Raw genomic sequence first — 13,073 nt, 5'->3', positions numbered from 1 at the left:
TGTACCAAGCGCTCTCGTGGTCGTTCTGCGAGAGCGCTTTCTCATCTTCTATTGCAACTAAAGTCAGTGCATTTATCCCTCATTTTCGTAAAAACCTGCCTGAAATCAGTGTGGTACTACCAAGGTCTAGCTGTCGCCAGCCCCCAACCTACTGCTAGTTTGGATAGGTATTAAATAAAAAGAGGATTGGGTTATGGCTTTCAGGTCTGACGACGATAAAAAAGCTTACTGGCGCAGAAACTTGAACTTAATGTTCTCGTTACTGGCTATCTGGGCATTGGTTTCTTACGGGTTTGGCATAGTTTTGCGTCCATTAATGGACATGATTCCCGTCGGCGGTGTGGGACTTGGTTTTTGGTTTGCCCAACAAGGTTCCATTTATGTGTTTCTCGCTATTGTAGTGATTTACGCCAAAAAAATGCGCGAACTCGATCGTGAGTTTGGCGTTGACGACGACGAATAAGAGGAGCTGACTATGGATCTGCAAACGTTAACCTATATCGTAGTGGGCCTAACTTTCGCCCTCTACTTTGGTATTGCCATTTGGGCTCGTGCCGGAACAACCGGTGAATACTATGCCGCAGGTCGCGGTGTACACCCAGTCGCCAACGGTATGGCAACCGCCGCCGATTGGATGTCAGCTGCATCCTTTATCTCTATGGCAGGTTTAATCGCCTTCCAAGGCTATGATGCTTCAATCTTCCTAATGGGCTGGACAGGTGGCTACGTGCTATTGGCACTCTGCTTAGCTCCTTACTTGCGTAAGTTTGGTAAATTCACCGTGCCTGATTTCATCGGTGATCGCTACTACTCACGTACCGCACGTATCGTGGCCGTTATCTGTTTAATCGTTGCATCGCTGACCTACGTAATTGGTCAGATGAAAGGGATTGGCGTGGCTTTCTCCCGCTTCCTCGATGTTGATTACGCAACAGGCCTCTACGCAGGTATGGGGATAGTATTCTTCTACGCCGTACTCGGCGGTATGAAAGGCGTAACCTACACTCAGATCGCTCAATACTGTGTGCTCATCTTTGCTTACACCGTACCCGCCATCTTTATCTCTCTTAATCTGACCAACAACCCAATTCCACAGTTAGGCTTCCTCAGCGATACCGCCGACGGCACGCCTCTACTAGTAAAGCTGGATCAAACTTTGGTCGACTTAGGTTTTGCTGAATATACCGCGCAAAAAGGCGGCACACTCAACATGATGATGTACACACTGTCTCTCATGATGGGTACTGCTGGCTTACCGCACGTTATTATCCGCTTCTTCACCGTACCAAAAGTATCAGACGCACGTTCTTCTGCGGGTTGGGCATTATTCTTCATCGCGATTCTATATACCACTGCGCCTGCAGTAGGTTCTATGGCTCGCCTGAACTTAACCAACACCATTCAAATGGGTGAAGTCGGCAGTGTCGACGGTAACTTGGAATACGCAGCACGTCCTGACTGGTTTAAAAACTGGGAAAATACTGGCTTGCTAGCGTTTGAAGATAAAAATGGTGACGGTCGTATCCAATATTACGACGACAAGAACCCAGAGTTTGCCGCTAAAGCTGAATCGTATGGCTGGAAAGGTAACGAAATGGTGAAGGTTGACCGTGACATTATGGTACTGGCGAACCCAGAGATTGCGAACCTACCGAATTGGGTAATCGCTCTGGTCGCGGCAGGTGGCTTAGCAGCGGCACTATCGACAGCAGCAGGTTTATTGCTGGCGATGTCGACTGCGATTTCTCACGACTTATTGAAGCGCACGTTTATGCCTGATATCAGTGAGAAAAATGAGTTGATGTCTGCACGTATTGCGATGGCTGGTGCGATTTTAGTGGCAGGTTACCTAGGCTTGAATCCTCCAGGCTTCGCAGCTCAGGTAGTGGCACTTGCCTTCGGTTTGGCGGCGTCCTCCATCTTCCCTGCGTTAATGATGGGTATCTTTAGTACTCGCATTAACAACCATGGTGCGGTGGCAGGTATGTTGGTCGGCTTAGTAAGTACCTTGGTTTATATCTTTGCATACAAAGGCTGGTTCTTTGTTGCCGGTACCGAGATGTTTGCTAACACGCCAGACAACTGGTTCTTGGGTATCTCACCAGAAGCCTTCGGTGCTCTAGGTGCATTACTCAACGTCGTGACTGCATTCGTAGTGTCTAGTATGACAGCACCAGTGCCTGATGATATTCGTCAGATAGTTGAAGATATCCGCGTACCGAAAGGTGCAGGATCTGCTCAAGATCACTAATTCAGTGTGATGAGTAATAAAAAACCCAGCCTCGGCTGGGTTTTTTATTGTCAGAAAAATCCGTTAAAACAACTTTAATTGCGCTCAATTTCCTTGATAAAGGTATTTATCGGCTCGATAGTACTGCCCTTAAAAAACAGCACTGGTGAAAACGCTCCAATTAAACTGGTATGGCCTGTTCCTTTAACCGTTACCAAGGTATGTGGCTTATTTAATTTATCTAAAGCCTTGGAAAATGAGTAACTATGGCGCTCAGTACTAATAAGTTCATCGTTCTCTGGCGCTAAAATTAACGCTGGTAAATCAGACGATTCAACAAACTCGATGGGATTCGAATTAGGTGGATAATTTGGATAAAAGAACACAGGCTTCACATCTTCTAGCACAATCGGATATAAGTCATAAGGCCCTGCCAACCCGACCCAACCGCGCAGACTGTCCATGCGGTCTAGACCTTCTGCACTCAGCCAACGATCATCCATAGCCAACATAGCGGCATTGTATGCCCCTGCGCTATGCCCCATTAAAATCAATTTTTGTTCAGGGTTAAGAGCGCGGTATTTAGCACTTTGTAACTCGTCATGGATCACGTTCACTGCAGCGGCACAATCAACCAAAAAATCCGGATACGTTACTTCGGGATAAAGCCGATAATTGGGTACCGCAACAATATAACCCTGTGCGGTTAAACGCCGAGCGACAAATTCATAACCCGACTTCTCGCCACTATTCCAACTACCGCCATAGAAGAACACGATAACTGGTGTGGGTGAATCTGATTCGTTTCCTGAAGGCAGATATAAATCGTATTTCTGCCGTTCAAGTTGGCCATAAGGTAAATCGCGGACCACATCAGCGGAGTAAACTTTAGAGATACCATTCACTATCCCTTGCGGTGAGCAAGCAGTAAGAACAGTTAGCACGGGAATAACGATAAGTTGTTTAAAGCGCATAAGTGAAACAGCCCAAACCAAGAAAAACTGTAGCTAAATTAAGCTATTTTTTCGAAATAGCAAAAAAACAGCGCCGAAGCGCTGTTTTCAAAGCCATATTGTCACTGACGCTTAAAGCACGGCAAGTGCCGCACTGTAGTTTGGCTCATCAGCAGTTTCTGCCACTTGCTCAGTATGCAGAACCTTACCGTCAGTATCCAAGACCACAACCGAACGAGACAACAACTTGGTCAACGGACCTGTCGCGAAATTCACACCATAATCGTCGCCGAAACTTGAACGGAAGGTAGAGCCAACCTTAACGTTATCAATACCCTCAGCACCGCAAAAGCGTCCTAATGCGAACGGCAAATCCGCAGAAACGCACACCACGGCGACGTTATCTAAGGATGCCGCTTGCTCGTTAAATTTGCGCACCGAAGTCGCACAGGTTGGTGTATCAATCGATGGGAAAATATTCAACACAACACGCTTACCCGCTAAGCTCGCCGACGTTAAATCTGACAGATCGCCAGCACTGAGAGTAAACCCAGGAGCAACAGATCCAACCGCTGGTAATGTGCCGACGGTTTCGAATGGATTGCCTTTCAAAGTAACTGTAGCCATGACTAACTCCTAGTAAAGAAACATAAACAGATGAGCACTACTATGAAACGATATGCCGCTAAGGGCAAGATACCTGAGTAAAACAGTATGGATTTTTGTCGGAACAATCTAATGGATATCGCTCATACTCGCCTGCCTGCCAATAATCTATGAAAAGCCGTTGCGACCATGCAACGGCTCAATATAAGTAGAATCGGTGAGCAATATTAGGGGTTAGCGATGAATAATCGCTGGGCGCATCGGCGCTAGACGCTGAATCAAACGATTTTGATCGGCATACGATACACCTTGGCTGGTCATCGCATTTTGCAAGAGTTCAACTACGCGGTTGAACTGGCTCTTATCAATCTGCATGCCAGCATGGACTGCTTCCATGGTATCGCCGGTGTATTCACACGGCCCATTACTCACCATACAAAACTGCTCTTGAAGTTTAGTCCGCAACCGCTCGATATCCGTATTCTTAAAGAAGGGATAGATATTTTTGTCGAATGAAATTTCCGTAATGTAGTCGTCGACGATATTAGCAACTCCCTGCTGACCACCTAAATCATCATACAAGGTATCAGCTTGGGCAAAAGAGACCATCGCACTCAAGGCGGCAACGGCAAGCATCTGTTTTATGATTATTGTCATAATGAACTCCTTAAACAGAAAGGCTCTAGCCTTATTTAAAATAACCAGTAATAGAAGCATACAGTCCGCTTTGATCTTCTGACCCTGCTATGCTGCCTAAATCCGCCCAAGCAACCGTGAGATTAAGATTTTTATTGGGAAAATAAGCAACGAATACATCGGCGAATCGATCTTCTTTAAATGCCGATAAATTATCAGGTTTATATCGATACTCAGCTCCAACGGCTAAGCCTTCGTCCAGTAATACCAGAGCCGACAATTCTGGGACTAACTTATAACTATTATTGTCGTCACCACCATAGCCCAGCAGCCCCATTTGATTGGCTTTAGTAGCTCTTAAAGTAGCGTTCCAGAGCAGGTGGTAGCCCCCTAATGCTGCTAAATGCACTTTAGTGGCCGAAACATAAAAATCGGTACCCGTGTCACTGTCTTTGGCGCCGACAGCATCGGCAATTTCGCCGTCAATGAGGCGCTTGTACTGAATACCGGCCGCTAGCTGTGGCATGCTGGTGTAGATAGCATCACCCGAAATTTTGTACTTAGCACCGTAAATCTCTTGCCTAATATCGACCGCAGTACCTTTTAGTTCAAAACGTTGCTGAGCTGCGGTTAGCTCAAAACGGTTACCATAGCTGAAGCCTATACCGTCTACAGTCATGCGAAAATCTTGTACATCCGTTAGCGTATGAAACGCACTCACACTGGTTTGATTCTCTTCACTGTAACCGGTAATCAACGCCCACGGCACCAATCCGCCGCCCGCACTACCTTCAACTTGGGTTACTCCCGAGGTTGCAATCAAACGTCCATCTGCATGTGTAGATAGCGCCATCATTAACCCTGCAGCAACACTAGTCATCGTGCGAACACTGGTTAGATATGATGAATTTTTCATAATTTACTCCGCTTTCTCTGCAGTCTTAAACTCGTCTAACCACTTAACCAAAGCATCACATGCCATCGGGCGAGCTAGATAATAACCTTGAATATAATCGCAGCCTGCTTCCCTCAGCCAGTCTTTCGATTCTAGGTCTTCAACCCCTTCGGCAATGACCGAAAGGCCCAGTTCATGCGCCATTGTAATGGTGTTACGCACGATAATTTGATCGTCTTTTTGCGTTGCTAATTTCAAAATAAAACACTTATCTATTTTTAGTTCATTGAGCGGCATTTGTGCAAGTTTCGACAAAGCTGAATAGCCAATACCATAGTCATCCATGGATATCTGAAAGCCGCGTTCGCGAAAATAGTTAAGCAGTGCAAGTGATTTATCAACGTCAGTCATCATGTCTCGCTCAGTAATTTCTAAGCAAACATCATGTGCTTCAAGATTATTTTGTTGTAACTTTTGTTCAATTAAAAACTTCAGACCATCGTCGCTCAGATCTTGTGCAGAAATATTAATAGATACCTGCATGGCTATACCATCGCGTTTGAGACGAGCCTGATCGTCAAGTACGCGACTGATAACCCAAGCAGTTACCAAACCAATCAAGCCCGTTTGTTCGGCTAATTCAATGAATAAATCAGGGGGAATAAAACCGTCATCTGGATGAAACCAACGTATTAGTGCCTCTGATTTTTCTACCTCTCCAGTACGTAGATTCATCTTTGGCTGATAGTACATTTGCAATTGGCCGTCGTCTTTCTGCAACGCTTCTTTTAAAGACCGCAGAATTTTCAACTTACGCAGATGAACTTTATCCTGCCCTTCTTGGTATACATAGAGACGCTCATTAATCGCAATAGCATGTTCATTCGCTATATTTCCGCGCCTTACTAATAATTTCGCGGTGTCTGCTTGCTCTGGATAGGCAATAGCTCCTGCACGAGCATCAATGCTCAAGCTAATCCCATTAATCTGCATCGGAGCTGACAGGGCATTAAGAATTTGCATACACATCAGACGTGTATCATTCTCTGTTTGATCTTCTCTGGCGGCTAAAATTAAGCAAAATTCATCGGCTGATAGCCGGGCCGATACACCATCCAAGGCAGTGGCTTTTATACGCTGAGCGATATTCACTAGACAGGTATCACCAACCTCAATGCCTAATGAATCATTAATTGATTTAAAGCCGCGAAGATTAATCCCCATTAGCACGAAGGGTTTGTTTTTTTCAACAAAGCGCTCAATAGAGGCCAACATACTGTCGCGATTTAATAGGCCCGTTAAGCTATCGTGGGTCGCCTGATAAACAATTTTTTTCTCACGTTCGGCGAGATCGACGTTCATGGTACGGAAGGCTGATATCAAGGTTTGAATTTCATAACTGCCGCGCTTCGGTGGCGCCACTAATTGATAATCGCCTTTTGCAATAGATTGCGCTGCAATCACTAAGGCTTTAAGAGGCTCAGTTAACCCATTAGCAATCAGTGTGCTTCCAAGAATTGCCAATATCACGATAACAACCGCAATCTGCAGGATGCGGCTAGTGAGTTCCTCATATTCTTCATAAAAGTGAGTTAAATCTTCTGTCAGTACAACTTGTACCGCTGACTCTTGATTGGACGATATATCCAGCATTCGACTAGCGTAACGTTGACTCGTCTCAAAAGGTAAACGGATAAAGCTTTGCACCGATTCTGGTGCACGTAATGCAGCACCTACCGCTTCCAGTGACGGTAGTGTGGTGGCATATGCCCAAGACTGATTACTATTGGATTCGGTATCCGTTTTTTCTATAAAAGTAACATCAACTCCCGAACCATTACCCAGTACTCGGGCTAAATCCTCATTCATTTCAAAGCCGACACCCGCAATGGCGACGACTCTTGGTGCTTTAACAGGGATCAGCAATAGTTGATAAATATGTTCACCTAGAACATAAAAATCCGCCCGCATTTCTCCTTGAAGAGCATCCATAAAAGGCGCTTTGTAAGCAAATTTGGAGCCTTCGAGAATATCGCTATTAGTGCTAGCGATAATACGCCCGTCAAGATCACTGAGAAACATCAGGTCGGAGTTAATACGCGCGCCATGATTTTCAAGCATGCTTCCAACGGTGCCAGAATCACTGCTAGCAACCGCTTGTTTAAAACCGAAATCGGAGACTAAAATTTGCGCTGCGCCTAGCAATTGATCTCTACGTGCATCAATAGTGCCTTGAAACGCTTCCACGGCCATGTCAATGTCTTCGTTAACACTTAGCTTAGTCGCGTTGCCAGTATTCACTAACACAACCAGCAATATCGCGCTTAGCGTTAACGAGGTTAAACCCGCGGCAAATGCGAGAATCTGACTTCGCAGACTATTGAAAAATATTGGCACTCTGTTACCTGCGCAACGAATTACCAAAGCCTTTGGCGGCAGGCGCCTCTAACTCTGGGGCAGGAACAGCAAGCGGCAGAACTAGGGTGTAGTGTGAATCGTCACTTTTAGCGGCTTGCAATTCATCATTACCCAATATCATTCTGGCGGACTCATCAAATGAATAACGTTGATGCCATAAGGAAATTTGTTTGAATTTAGCAGGAAGATCGAAAGTCACAGTGCCCTGATTATCGGTCATACGGGCATATGCACTGTCAGCCACGTAAATATAACCAAGCATGTTGTCGTGAATATTACAGCCAAGAACGACGACACCAGCGTTGTTGAATAAAACCGGCTCATCGGGTTTATTTGCATACAGTTTGATTTCAAATGGCTTTGGTTTTGAAAACGAGTACACATGATGGCGAATATTGTCGCTGTTGGGAAAGCTCACATTTTGCCCTTGCTGTACCAGCAAGACACGCGGTTTGAACTGCCGATCGACTTGGTCCATGATCGCGCTGTTAGCCTGAGGTCTTGGCGCAGAATCAGGCAAACCAAGTACAGACACCACGGCCCCCTCCACCGCCTTTCCACTTTCATCAACCACGGTAAACGTAATAGGTTGAGCTAGGACAACACAGGTAGCCGCAGCACACGCCAAGCTAACAAGGAAGTGGATTGAATACTGCGCGCTTTTAAGTAAGGTCACACCCGATCCCTAAAAAGTTACAACTAGTCCAATAACTCTAGTAAGAGATCAGGGTTTTAGCAAAGTGAGACGGAACTAAATCAAGCGTACTAAGGATCACGTTTGGTGTTAAATTTGGTCAACTTTATCCACATTAACGCCGTAGATATAACGTCACCCAGCGCCGTATGACGGTCGATAACAGGCACATTTAAGTCTTTCGCAAGTCCTTCAAAGGTGAGATCTAACGCCAGCTCAGGAATATAGCGCCGTTTCTGACGAACATAGAGTTCCGATACCTCGATAAATCGATTGGGTAGTTGAAAATGATATAGCTCCCGAATATATCGGTTAAGTATTGCCCTATCGTATTCGATATAAAAACCGCAAATTGGACGATTCCCAATAAAATCCAATAACTTCTCAATAGCTTCTGCTGCCGCGACACCATTCAGTCGATCCTCGCGGCGCAGATAATGAACTTTGACAGCATTAGGGTCGGTAATCGCATTGGAGTTAATCGTTAGATCTAAGGCATCCGACAACTGAATATGCTGACCCTTAACGACCACGGCAGCAACACTTAGCAACTCGCCCTTCTTGCGATCGAACATACTGGTCTCGCAGTCGAGCACGACTATTTCGTCGCCCTTGTACGGCTCCTCCATGATCGACCAACGCGCAGGTGGTGGCGAATACCAAGGCATTCTGCGCCGCAGCCAATGTGGGATCATCCGAAGTTTTCCAAGTGATAATGACTCACTAATAGCTGTTTGAATTTTTTCACTCGATGCAAACCATGACGCAATAAACTGCGGTCGACACTGCGTAGTGTCGCAAGCTGCAACTTCTGGGTGAGGCCCGGATTCTCGACCTCTCGTTCAAGCTGCTGACGTAGACGAATACGTAAAAATAAGATCAGTGCATCTTTAAGCCCTTGGGCGACTTCAGCATCCAATACATTTAAAGCTAAAAGCCGATCAATACGATCCAATGTACCGGTATCCGAAATTCCGTATTCAAAAGCTAGCGCTCGCACACCATGTACGAGAGGAAAAATCCCCCCTTTTTTAATATCAATCGTGCCGTGATCTTCGCGAATTTTACCCAGCAAGGTTAGTGGTGTTTCAAACTGCAATGCGGGACGAGCGAACCAAGCGGATGTGACGCTCGAACGCAATGCCGGCGTTTGCCAATGCGACTTAAGCCCGCGAAATAGATCAGGGTTGCCGCACACTACTTCTGCATCAATAAAAATAGCCATATTCATCATCGGCTCAGGTGTAGATGCTTGCAGCCATCGTCCTACTCGCTGCTGCCAACCTTCAACGGTATGGATCCATGCGTCGTTAATAAACATAACGCCGCCAGGACAAGGTGGATAACCAAAATCCAACAATATTTGATGAAGTTTATGCAGTATCGGCATCACAGCTTCGCGATCGTGGTCGTCCTTTAAAATCACAGCATTGTCTTGATCTGTCTTTAAAATTTGCTCGCCACGGCCTTCACTACCCAATACCAGAATACAAAAGCGTGATTGCAATCGCTCCGGCACGACTAATTCAAAAGCACGTTGTATTAACCGCCGATTCAAGGTTGTAATCAACGACATGATAGCGATGATTTTTACCCCCTGCCCCGACAAACTGCGAATCAAAACATCGAGTCGTCCGGCCGCCACAACCAAATCTTGAACGTTCTTTGCTTGCTCTATGCGCATAGCAATCACATGAGAATGGGTCGAAAATGCGCTCAGCATGTCCATCAATTCAAGGGTGCCAACTATCACGTCATCGTGCATCACCACCACACGTTCAATATGGTGCTGCGTCATTTTGATTAAAGCGTTGAACAGAAAATCGCCCTGTTCCACGGTAATTAAACCAAATTGAGCGATATCCCCCACTTTGTCGTTACGATCAGAATCGCCGAGCAGCACTGCGCGCAATAAATCCGTACCGGTGACAATTCCGACCCCCTCAGTCGTTTTGACTAAGACTGCATCGTATTTTTGTTCATCCATCATCGCGGCGACACGAGCAAGACTGGTTTGACCGGTAACATAGACTGGAGCGCGCATAGTATCGCTATCAATACGCGATAAAATAAACTCTGATACATCGCCATCCTGTTGTTCAACCAGTGATTGCTGAGTACCTAAGTCCGTTTTAAAATAAATTGAAAAATCACTAGAAGTATTTAGTAACTGAACGAAATCAGCTGTCTTCAATAAATAACAGAGAGTTTCTTCCACCGCGACATAGCGATGCTTACAGGCAGATTCAAGTATTGCTCGAACATCAAACAAGTCTTCTTTACCGTACTGAGAAAATACTTGTCCGTCGTCATCGGTTTCTTCGACGATACCTTTATATACAATGAATAAACCGGGAGAAGCCTGACCAATATCTAAAATTGCAGCACCTGTTGGGAAAAATACTAAATCCAAACGGCTGATCAACCATTGCAGTTGCTCTTCAGCTAAGAAGCTAAATGGAGGTTGATCTAGATTGATTTGAATACTCATATTTTTCCCTAAGCGATCATTTATGACAGCAATGGTGCTTTGTTAAAGCGATTAATCAAGCTGTGAAAATTCCTGCTGGCGCTCATGAGCACCTAATTCAGAACGGTCACTAAGTGAAAAATACACGATAGCCACAAAGCCAATCGTGACCGATAGCAAGGCAGGGTTCGACCAAGCAAAGATTGGCTCACTAAAACCAAATCCATCGACCCAAATCGCTGGGCCAAAAACAATACACAGTAAAACCAAAGACAAACTTAACCCGCCCCCTATTACAGCGCCTCTTGTCGTCAACCCCTTCCAATACAAGGCTAAGGTTAACAAAGGAAAACTCACACTGGCGGCGATGGCGAAGGCCAAACCGACAATATAAGCAACATTTTGCCCACGCATCAGTATGGCGACTAAAGTGGCGAACAATATCAGACCAACCACAGAGCTACTGTGAATAAATCGCTGTTTATAATAACTTCGACCTGGATTGACCGTTACCGCATACCAGTCGTGTGAAATAGCCGATGCCCCCGAGAGGAGCAATGCGGTCATCACCGATATGAGTACCACAAATAGCACTGCAGCCAAAAGGCCAGTTAAGATCGGACCTCCTACTCCTAACGCCAATTGTAATGCGACTAAATTCCCACCGTTATTCGCCACCGATATGTTCATTTCTGGATGTAAATCCAATAAACGTAAGGCGGCATAACCAACAACAAACGTCAGTAAATAGAATCCACCAATAAATCCGGTAGCATAAAATACCGACATTCTGGCGCGACGAGGATCAGCAACAGAAAAAAACCGCGTTAATACGTGAGGCAGCCCTGCTGTACCAAAAAGCAAAGCGACGCCTAGACTCAGTTGCGATAAAGCGCCTTGTTCTTGCAATGCCGACGTGGCTAAAAGCAAAGGCTGTTGCTTATGATCACTGGCAAATAACGTGGTGATATCTACATCCGCTTGCAGTAACCCCATAACCACCAACAACAGTGTCGTCAATAACATGACAACGGCTTTAACTACTTGAGCGCGAGTGGAAAATAACAAGCCACCAGCGATACCTAATAGCGCAGTTAATATGCCAATAACGACTACGCTGCCAATGTATGGCAACGAAAATAAATACGCAGCCAGATGCCCTGCAGCTACTAATTGAGCAGCTAAATACAACACCACAACCGGCACACTCGCAGCCATTGCGACGCGAGCAACGGCTGAGCGCTGCAATCTCACCGCCAAAATATCGGTAAGAGTGAAACGCCCAAGACGTCTTAAACGTTCAGCGAATAAGACTAAAATCAGAGGCCAACCTGCGAAAAAACCGACGGCATACAGCAAACCATGATAACCACTCAAGGCAATCATTCCGGCAATACCTAAAAACGAAGCAGCCGACAAATAATCGCCGGTAATCGCTAAGCCATTACGAATACCACCGTTATCGCGACCAGAGGCATAAAATTCTGCTGCAGTACGAATTCGGCGACCGCTCCACAACAATAAGACTCCCAACGGGATTAAGAAAAAAACAAAATAGCGAGGATCAGGCGCGGTCAAAATAGCCGCACGACTATCGTCAGCAAAGACCTGTGCGGTTGACGATAAAACTAAAAAACTGAGCAGCCACTTCATGACTTCACCGCGGCAGATTTACTGGCGTTATTAAGGCGCAAACACTCAGAACGCATGCGTTCATGCTCTTCGTCCCCCACCGTATTGGCATGCTTGACGTATATACCGGTAAGCAAGAACTGCAACAATATAAAAAATGCAGCAAAGGGCACTAGCCAAGGGGTAGGGTTACTGACACTCACAGGCGTTAGTAATATACAGGGTAAAAATACGACACTGAGAAGAAATACAGCATAGCTGCCACCCAGTACCGCCGCCATGCGCCGACGATATAGACGTTGCCCCGCAACCCAAGCTGCATAGTCGGGATGTTGGCTAATCAAGCTGCTCGATTCACTTTCCACTGTTTGCATTCCACCACCTCCGTGTCTTCAGTGTATCGAAAGTATTGCCATACCCCAGATCGACCATAGTCGCAGACCTTATAACATCAGCGCTACAGAGCACCATCTACAACTTTCGTCTAATATGAGTTAGGCCTGTACGGACACAACGCGAGCTCGCGTGGTAATCTCAGA

Annotated in this window: 12 protein-coding genes; 2 read left to right on the top strand and 10 right to left on the bottom strand. The window is 45.8% G+C overall.

Annotated features, from left to right (window positions below):
- The first annotated feature begins 193 nt into the window (after positions 1 to 193).
- Positions 194 to 463, top strand: coding sequence for a DUF4212 domain-containing protein (locus TOL_RS05345; protein WP_015486277.1), 270 nt, complete (start codon positions 194 to 196; stop codon positions 461 to 463).
- Between the two features lie 12 nt (positions 464 to 475).
- Positions 476 to 2,251, top strand: coding sequence for a sodium:solute symporter family protein (locus TOL_RS05340; RefSeq protein ID WP_015486276.1), 1,776 nt, complete (start codon positions 476 to 478; stop codon positions 2,249 to 2,251).
- A gap of 74 nt (positions 2,252 to 2,325) precedes the next feature.
- Here TOL_RS05340 and TOL_RS05335 read toward each other — a convergent pair whose 3' ends face one another.
- The 10 genes from TOL_RS05335 to TOL_RS05290 all read right to left on the bottom strand — a co-directional run bounded on the left by TOL_RS05335 (position 2,326) and on the right by TOL_RS05290 (position 12,908).
- Positions 2,326 to 3,204, bottom strand: coding sequence for an alpha/beta hydrolase (locus TOL_RS05335; RefSeq protein WP_015486275.1), 879 nt, complete (start codon positions 3,202 to 3,204; stop codon positions 2,326 to 2,328).
- Positions 3,205 to 3,315: 111 nt separating this feature from the next.
- Complete coding sequence (gene tpx / locus TOL_RS05330; RefSeq protein WP_015486274.1) at positions 3,316 to 3,810, bottom strand: thiol peroxidase; 495 nt, start codon at positions 3,808 to 3,810, stop codon at positions 3,316 to 3,318.
- Between the two features lie 213 nt (positions 3,811 to 4,023).
- The gene (locus TOL_RS05325; RefSeq protein ID WP_015486273.1) at positions 4,024 to 4,446 is read right to left on the bottom strand and encodes a group I truncated hemoglobin; all 423 of its coding nucleotides are present in this window, start codon (positions 4,444 to 4,446) and stop codon (positions 4,024 to 4,026) included.
- 31 nt (positions 4,447 to 4,477) lie between these two features.
- On the bottom strand, positions 4,478 to 5,341 hold the full coding sequence (locus tag TOL_RS05320) for a DUF3034 family protein (protein WP_015486272.1): 864 nt from the start codon (positions 5,339 to 5,341) through the stop codon (positions 4,478 to 4,480).
- A gap of 3 nt (positions 5,342 to 5,344) precedes the next feature.
- Positions 5,345 to 7,717 (bottom strand): putative bifunctional diguanylate cyclase/phosphodiesterase, encoded by a 2,373-nt coding sequence (locus TOL_RS05315; RefSeq protein ID WP_015486271.1) that lies wholly within the window; start codon positions 7,715 to 7,717, stop codon positions 5,345 to 5,347.
- A gap of 4 nt (positions 7,718 to 7,721) precedes the next feature.
- The gene (locus tag TOL_RS19135; protein WP_015486270.1) at positions 7,722 to 8,414 is read right to left on the bottom strand and encodes a methylamine utilization protein; all 693 of its coding nucleotides are present in this window, start codon (positions 8,412 to 8,414) and stop codon (positions 7,722 to 7,724) included.
- An 89-nt stretch (positions 8,415 to 8,503) separates the two neighbouring features.
- The gene (locus TOL_RS05305) at positions 8,504 to 9,127 is read right to left on the bottom strand and encodes a 3'-5' exonuclease (protein WP_015486269.1); all 624 of its coding nucleotides are present in this window, start codon (positions 9,125 to 9,127) and stop codon (positions 8,504 to 8,506) included.
- Positions 9,124 to 10,923: a DUF294 nucleotidyltransferase-like domain-containing protein gene (locus TOL_RS05300; RefSeq protein WP_015486268.1), complete on the bottom strand. Its 1,800-nt coding sequence runs from the start codon at positions 10,921 to 10,923 to the stop codon at positions 9,124 to 9,126. The genes TOL_RS05305 and TOL_RS05300 overlap by 4 nt, the downstream gene beginning before the upstream one ends.
- Positions 10,924 to 10,974: 51 nt before the next feature.
- Positions 10,975 to 12,555 (bottom strand): sodium:solute symporter family transporter, encoded by a 1,581-nt coding sequence (locus tag TOL_RS05295; protein ID WP_051052379.1) that lies wholly within the window; start codon positions 12,553 to 12,555, stop codon positions 10,975 to 10,977.
- Positions 12,552 to 12,908, bottom strand: coding sequence for a DUF485 domain-containing protein (locus TOL_RS05290; protein WP_015486266.1), 357 nt, complete (start codon positions 12,906 to 12,908; stop codon positions 12,552 to 12,554). The genes TOL_RS05295 and TOL_RS05290 overlap by 4 nt, the downstream gene beginning before the upstream one ends.
- Between the last annotated feature and the right edge of the window lie 165 nt (positions 12,909 to 13,073).

This window comes from Thalassolituus oleivorans MIL-1, from assembly GCF_000355675.1.
GTDB classification, from domain to species: Bacteria; Pseudomonadota; Gammaproteobacteria; order Pseudomonadales; family Oceanobacteraceae; genus Thalassolituus; species Thalassolituus oleivorans.
Note: the sequence above shows the minus strand (reverse complement) of the source record. Positions and strands in the feature narration are given on the sequence as shown.

What these genes read in the sequence shown, in the direction of transcription:
- TOL_RS05345 (WP_015486277.1), top strand. Translation starts at nt 194, where the DNA reads ATGGCTTTCAGGTCTGACGACGATAAAAAAGCTTACTGGCGCAGAAAC.
- TOL_RS05340 (WP_015486276.1), top strand. Translation starts at nt 476, where the DNA reads ATGGATCTGCAAACGTTAACCTATATCGTAGTGGGCCTAACTTTCGCC.
- TOL_RS05335 (WP_015486275.1), bottom strand. Translation starts at nt 3,204, where the DNA reads ATGCGCTTTAAACAACTTATCGTTATTCCCGTGCTAACTGTTCTTACT.
- tpx (WP_015486274.1), bottom strand. Translation starts at nt 3,810, where the DNA reads ATGGCTACAGTTACTTTGAAAGGCAATCCATTCGAAACCGTCGGCACA.
- TOL_RS05325 (WP_015486273.1), bottom strand. Translation starts at nt 4,446, where the DNA reads ATGACAATAATCATAAAACAGATGCTTGCCGTTGCCGCCTTGAGTGCG.
- TOL_RS05320 (WP_015486272.1), bottom strand. Translation starts at nt 5,341, where the DNA reads ATGAAAAATTCATCATATCTAACCAGTGTTCGCACGATGACTAGTGTT.
- TOL_RS05305 (WP_015486269.1), bottom strand. Translation starts at nt 9,127, where the DNA reads ATGATCCCACATTGGCTGCGGCGCAGAATGCCTTGGTATTCGCCACCA.
- TOL_RS05300 (WP_015486268.1), bottom strand. Translation starts at nt 10,923, where the DNA reads ATGAGTATTCAAATCAATCTAGATCAACCTCCATTTAGCTTCTTAGCT.
- TOL_RS05295 (WP_051052379.1), bottom strand. Translation starts at nt 12,555, where the DNA reads ATGAAGTGGCTGCTCAGTTTTTTAGTTTTATCGTCAACCGCACAGGTC.
- TOL_RS05290 (WP_015486266.1), bottom strand. Translation starts at nt 12,908, where the DNA reads ATGCAAACAGTGGAAAGTGAATCGAGCAGCTTGATTAGCCAACATCCC.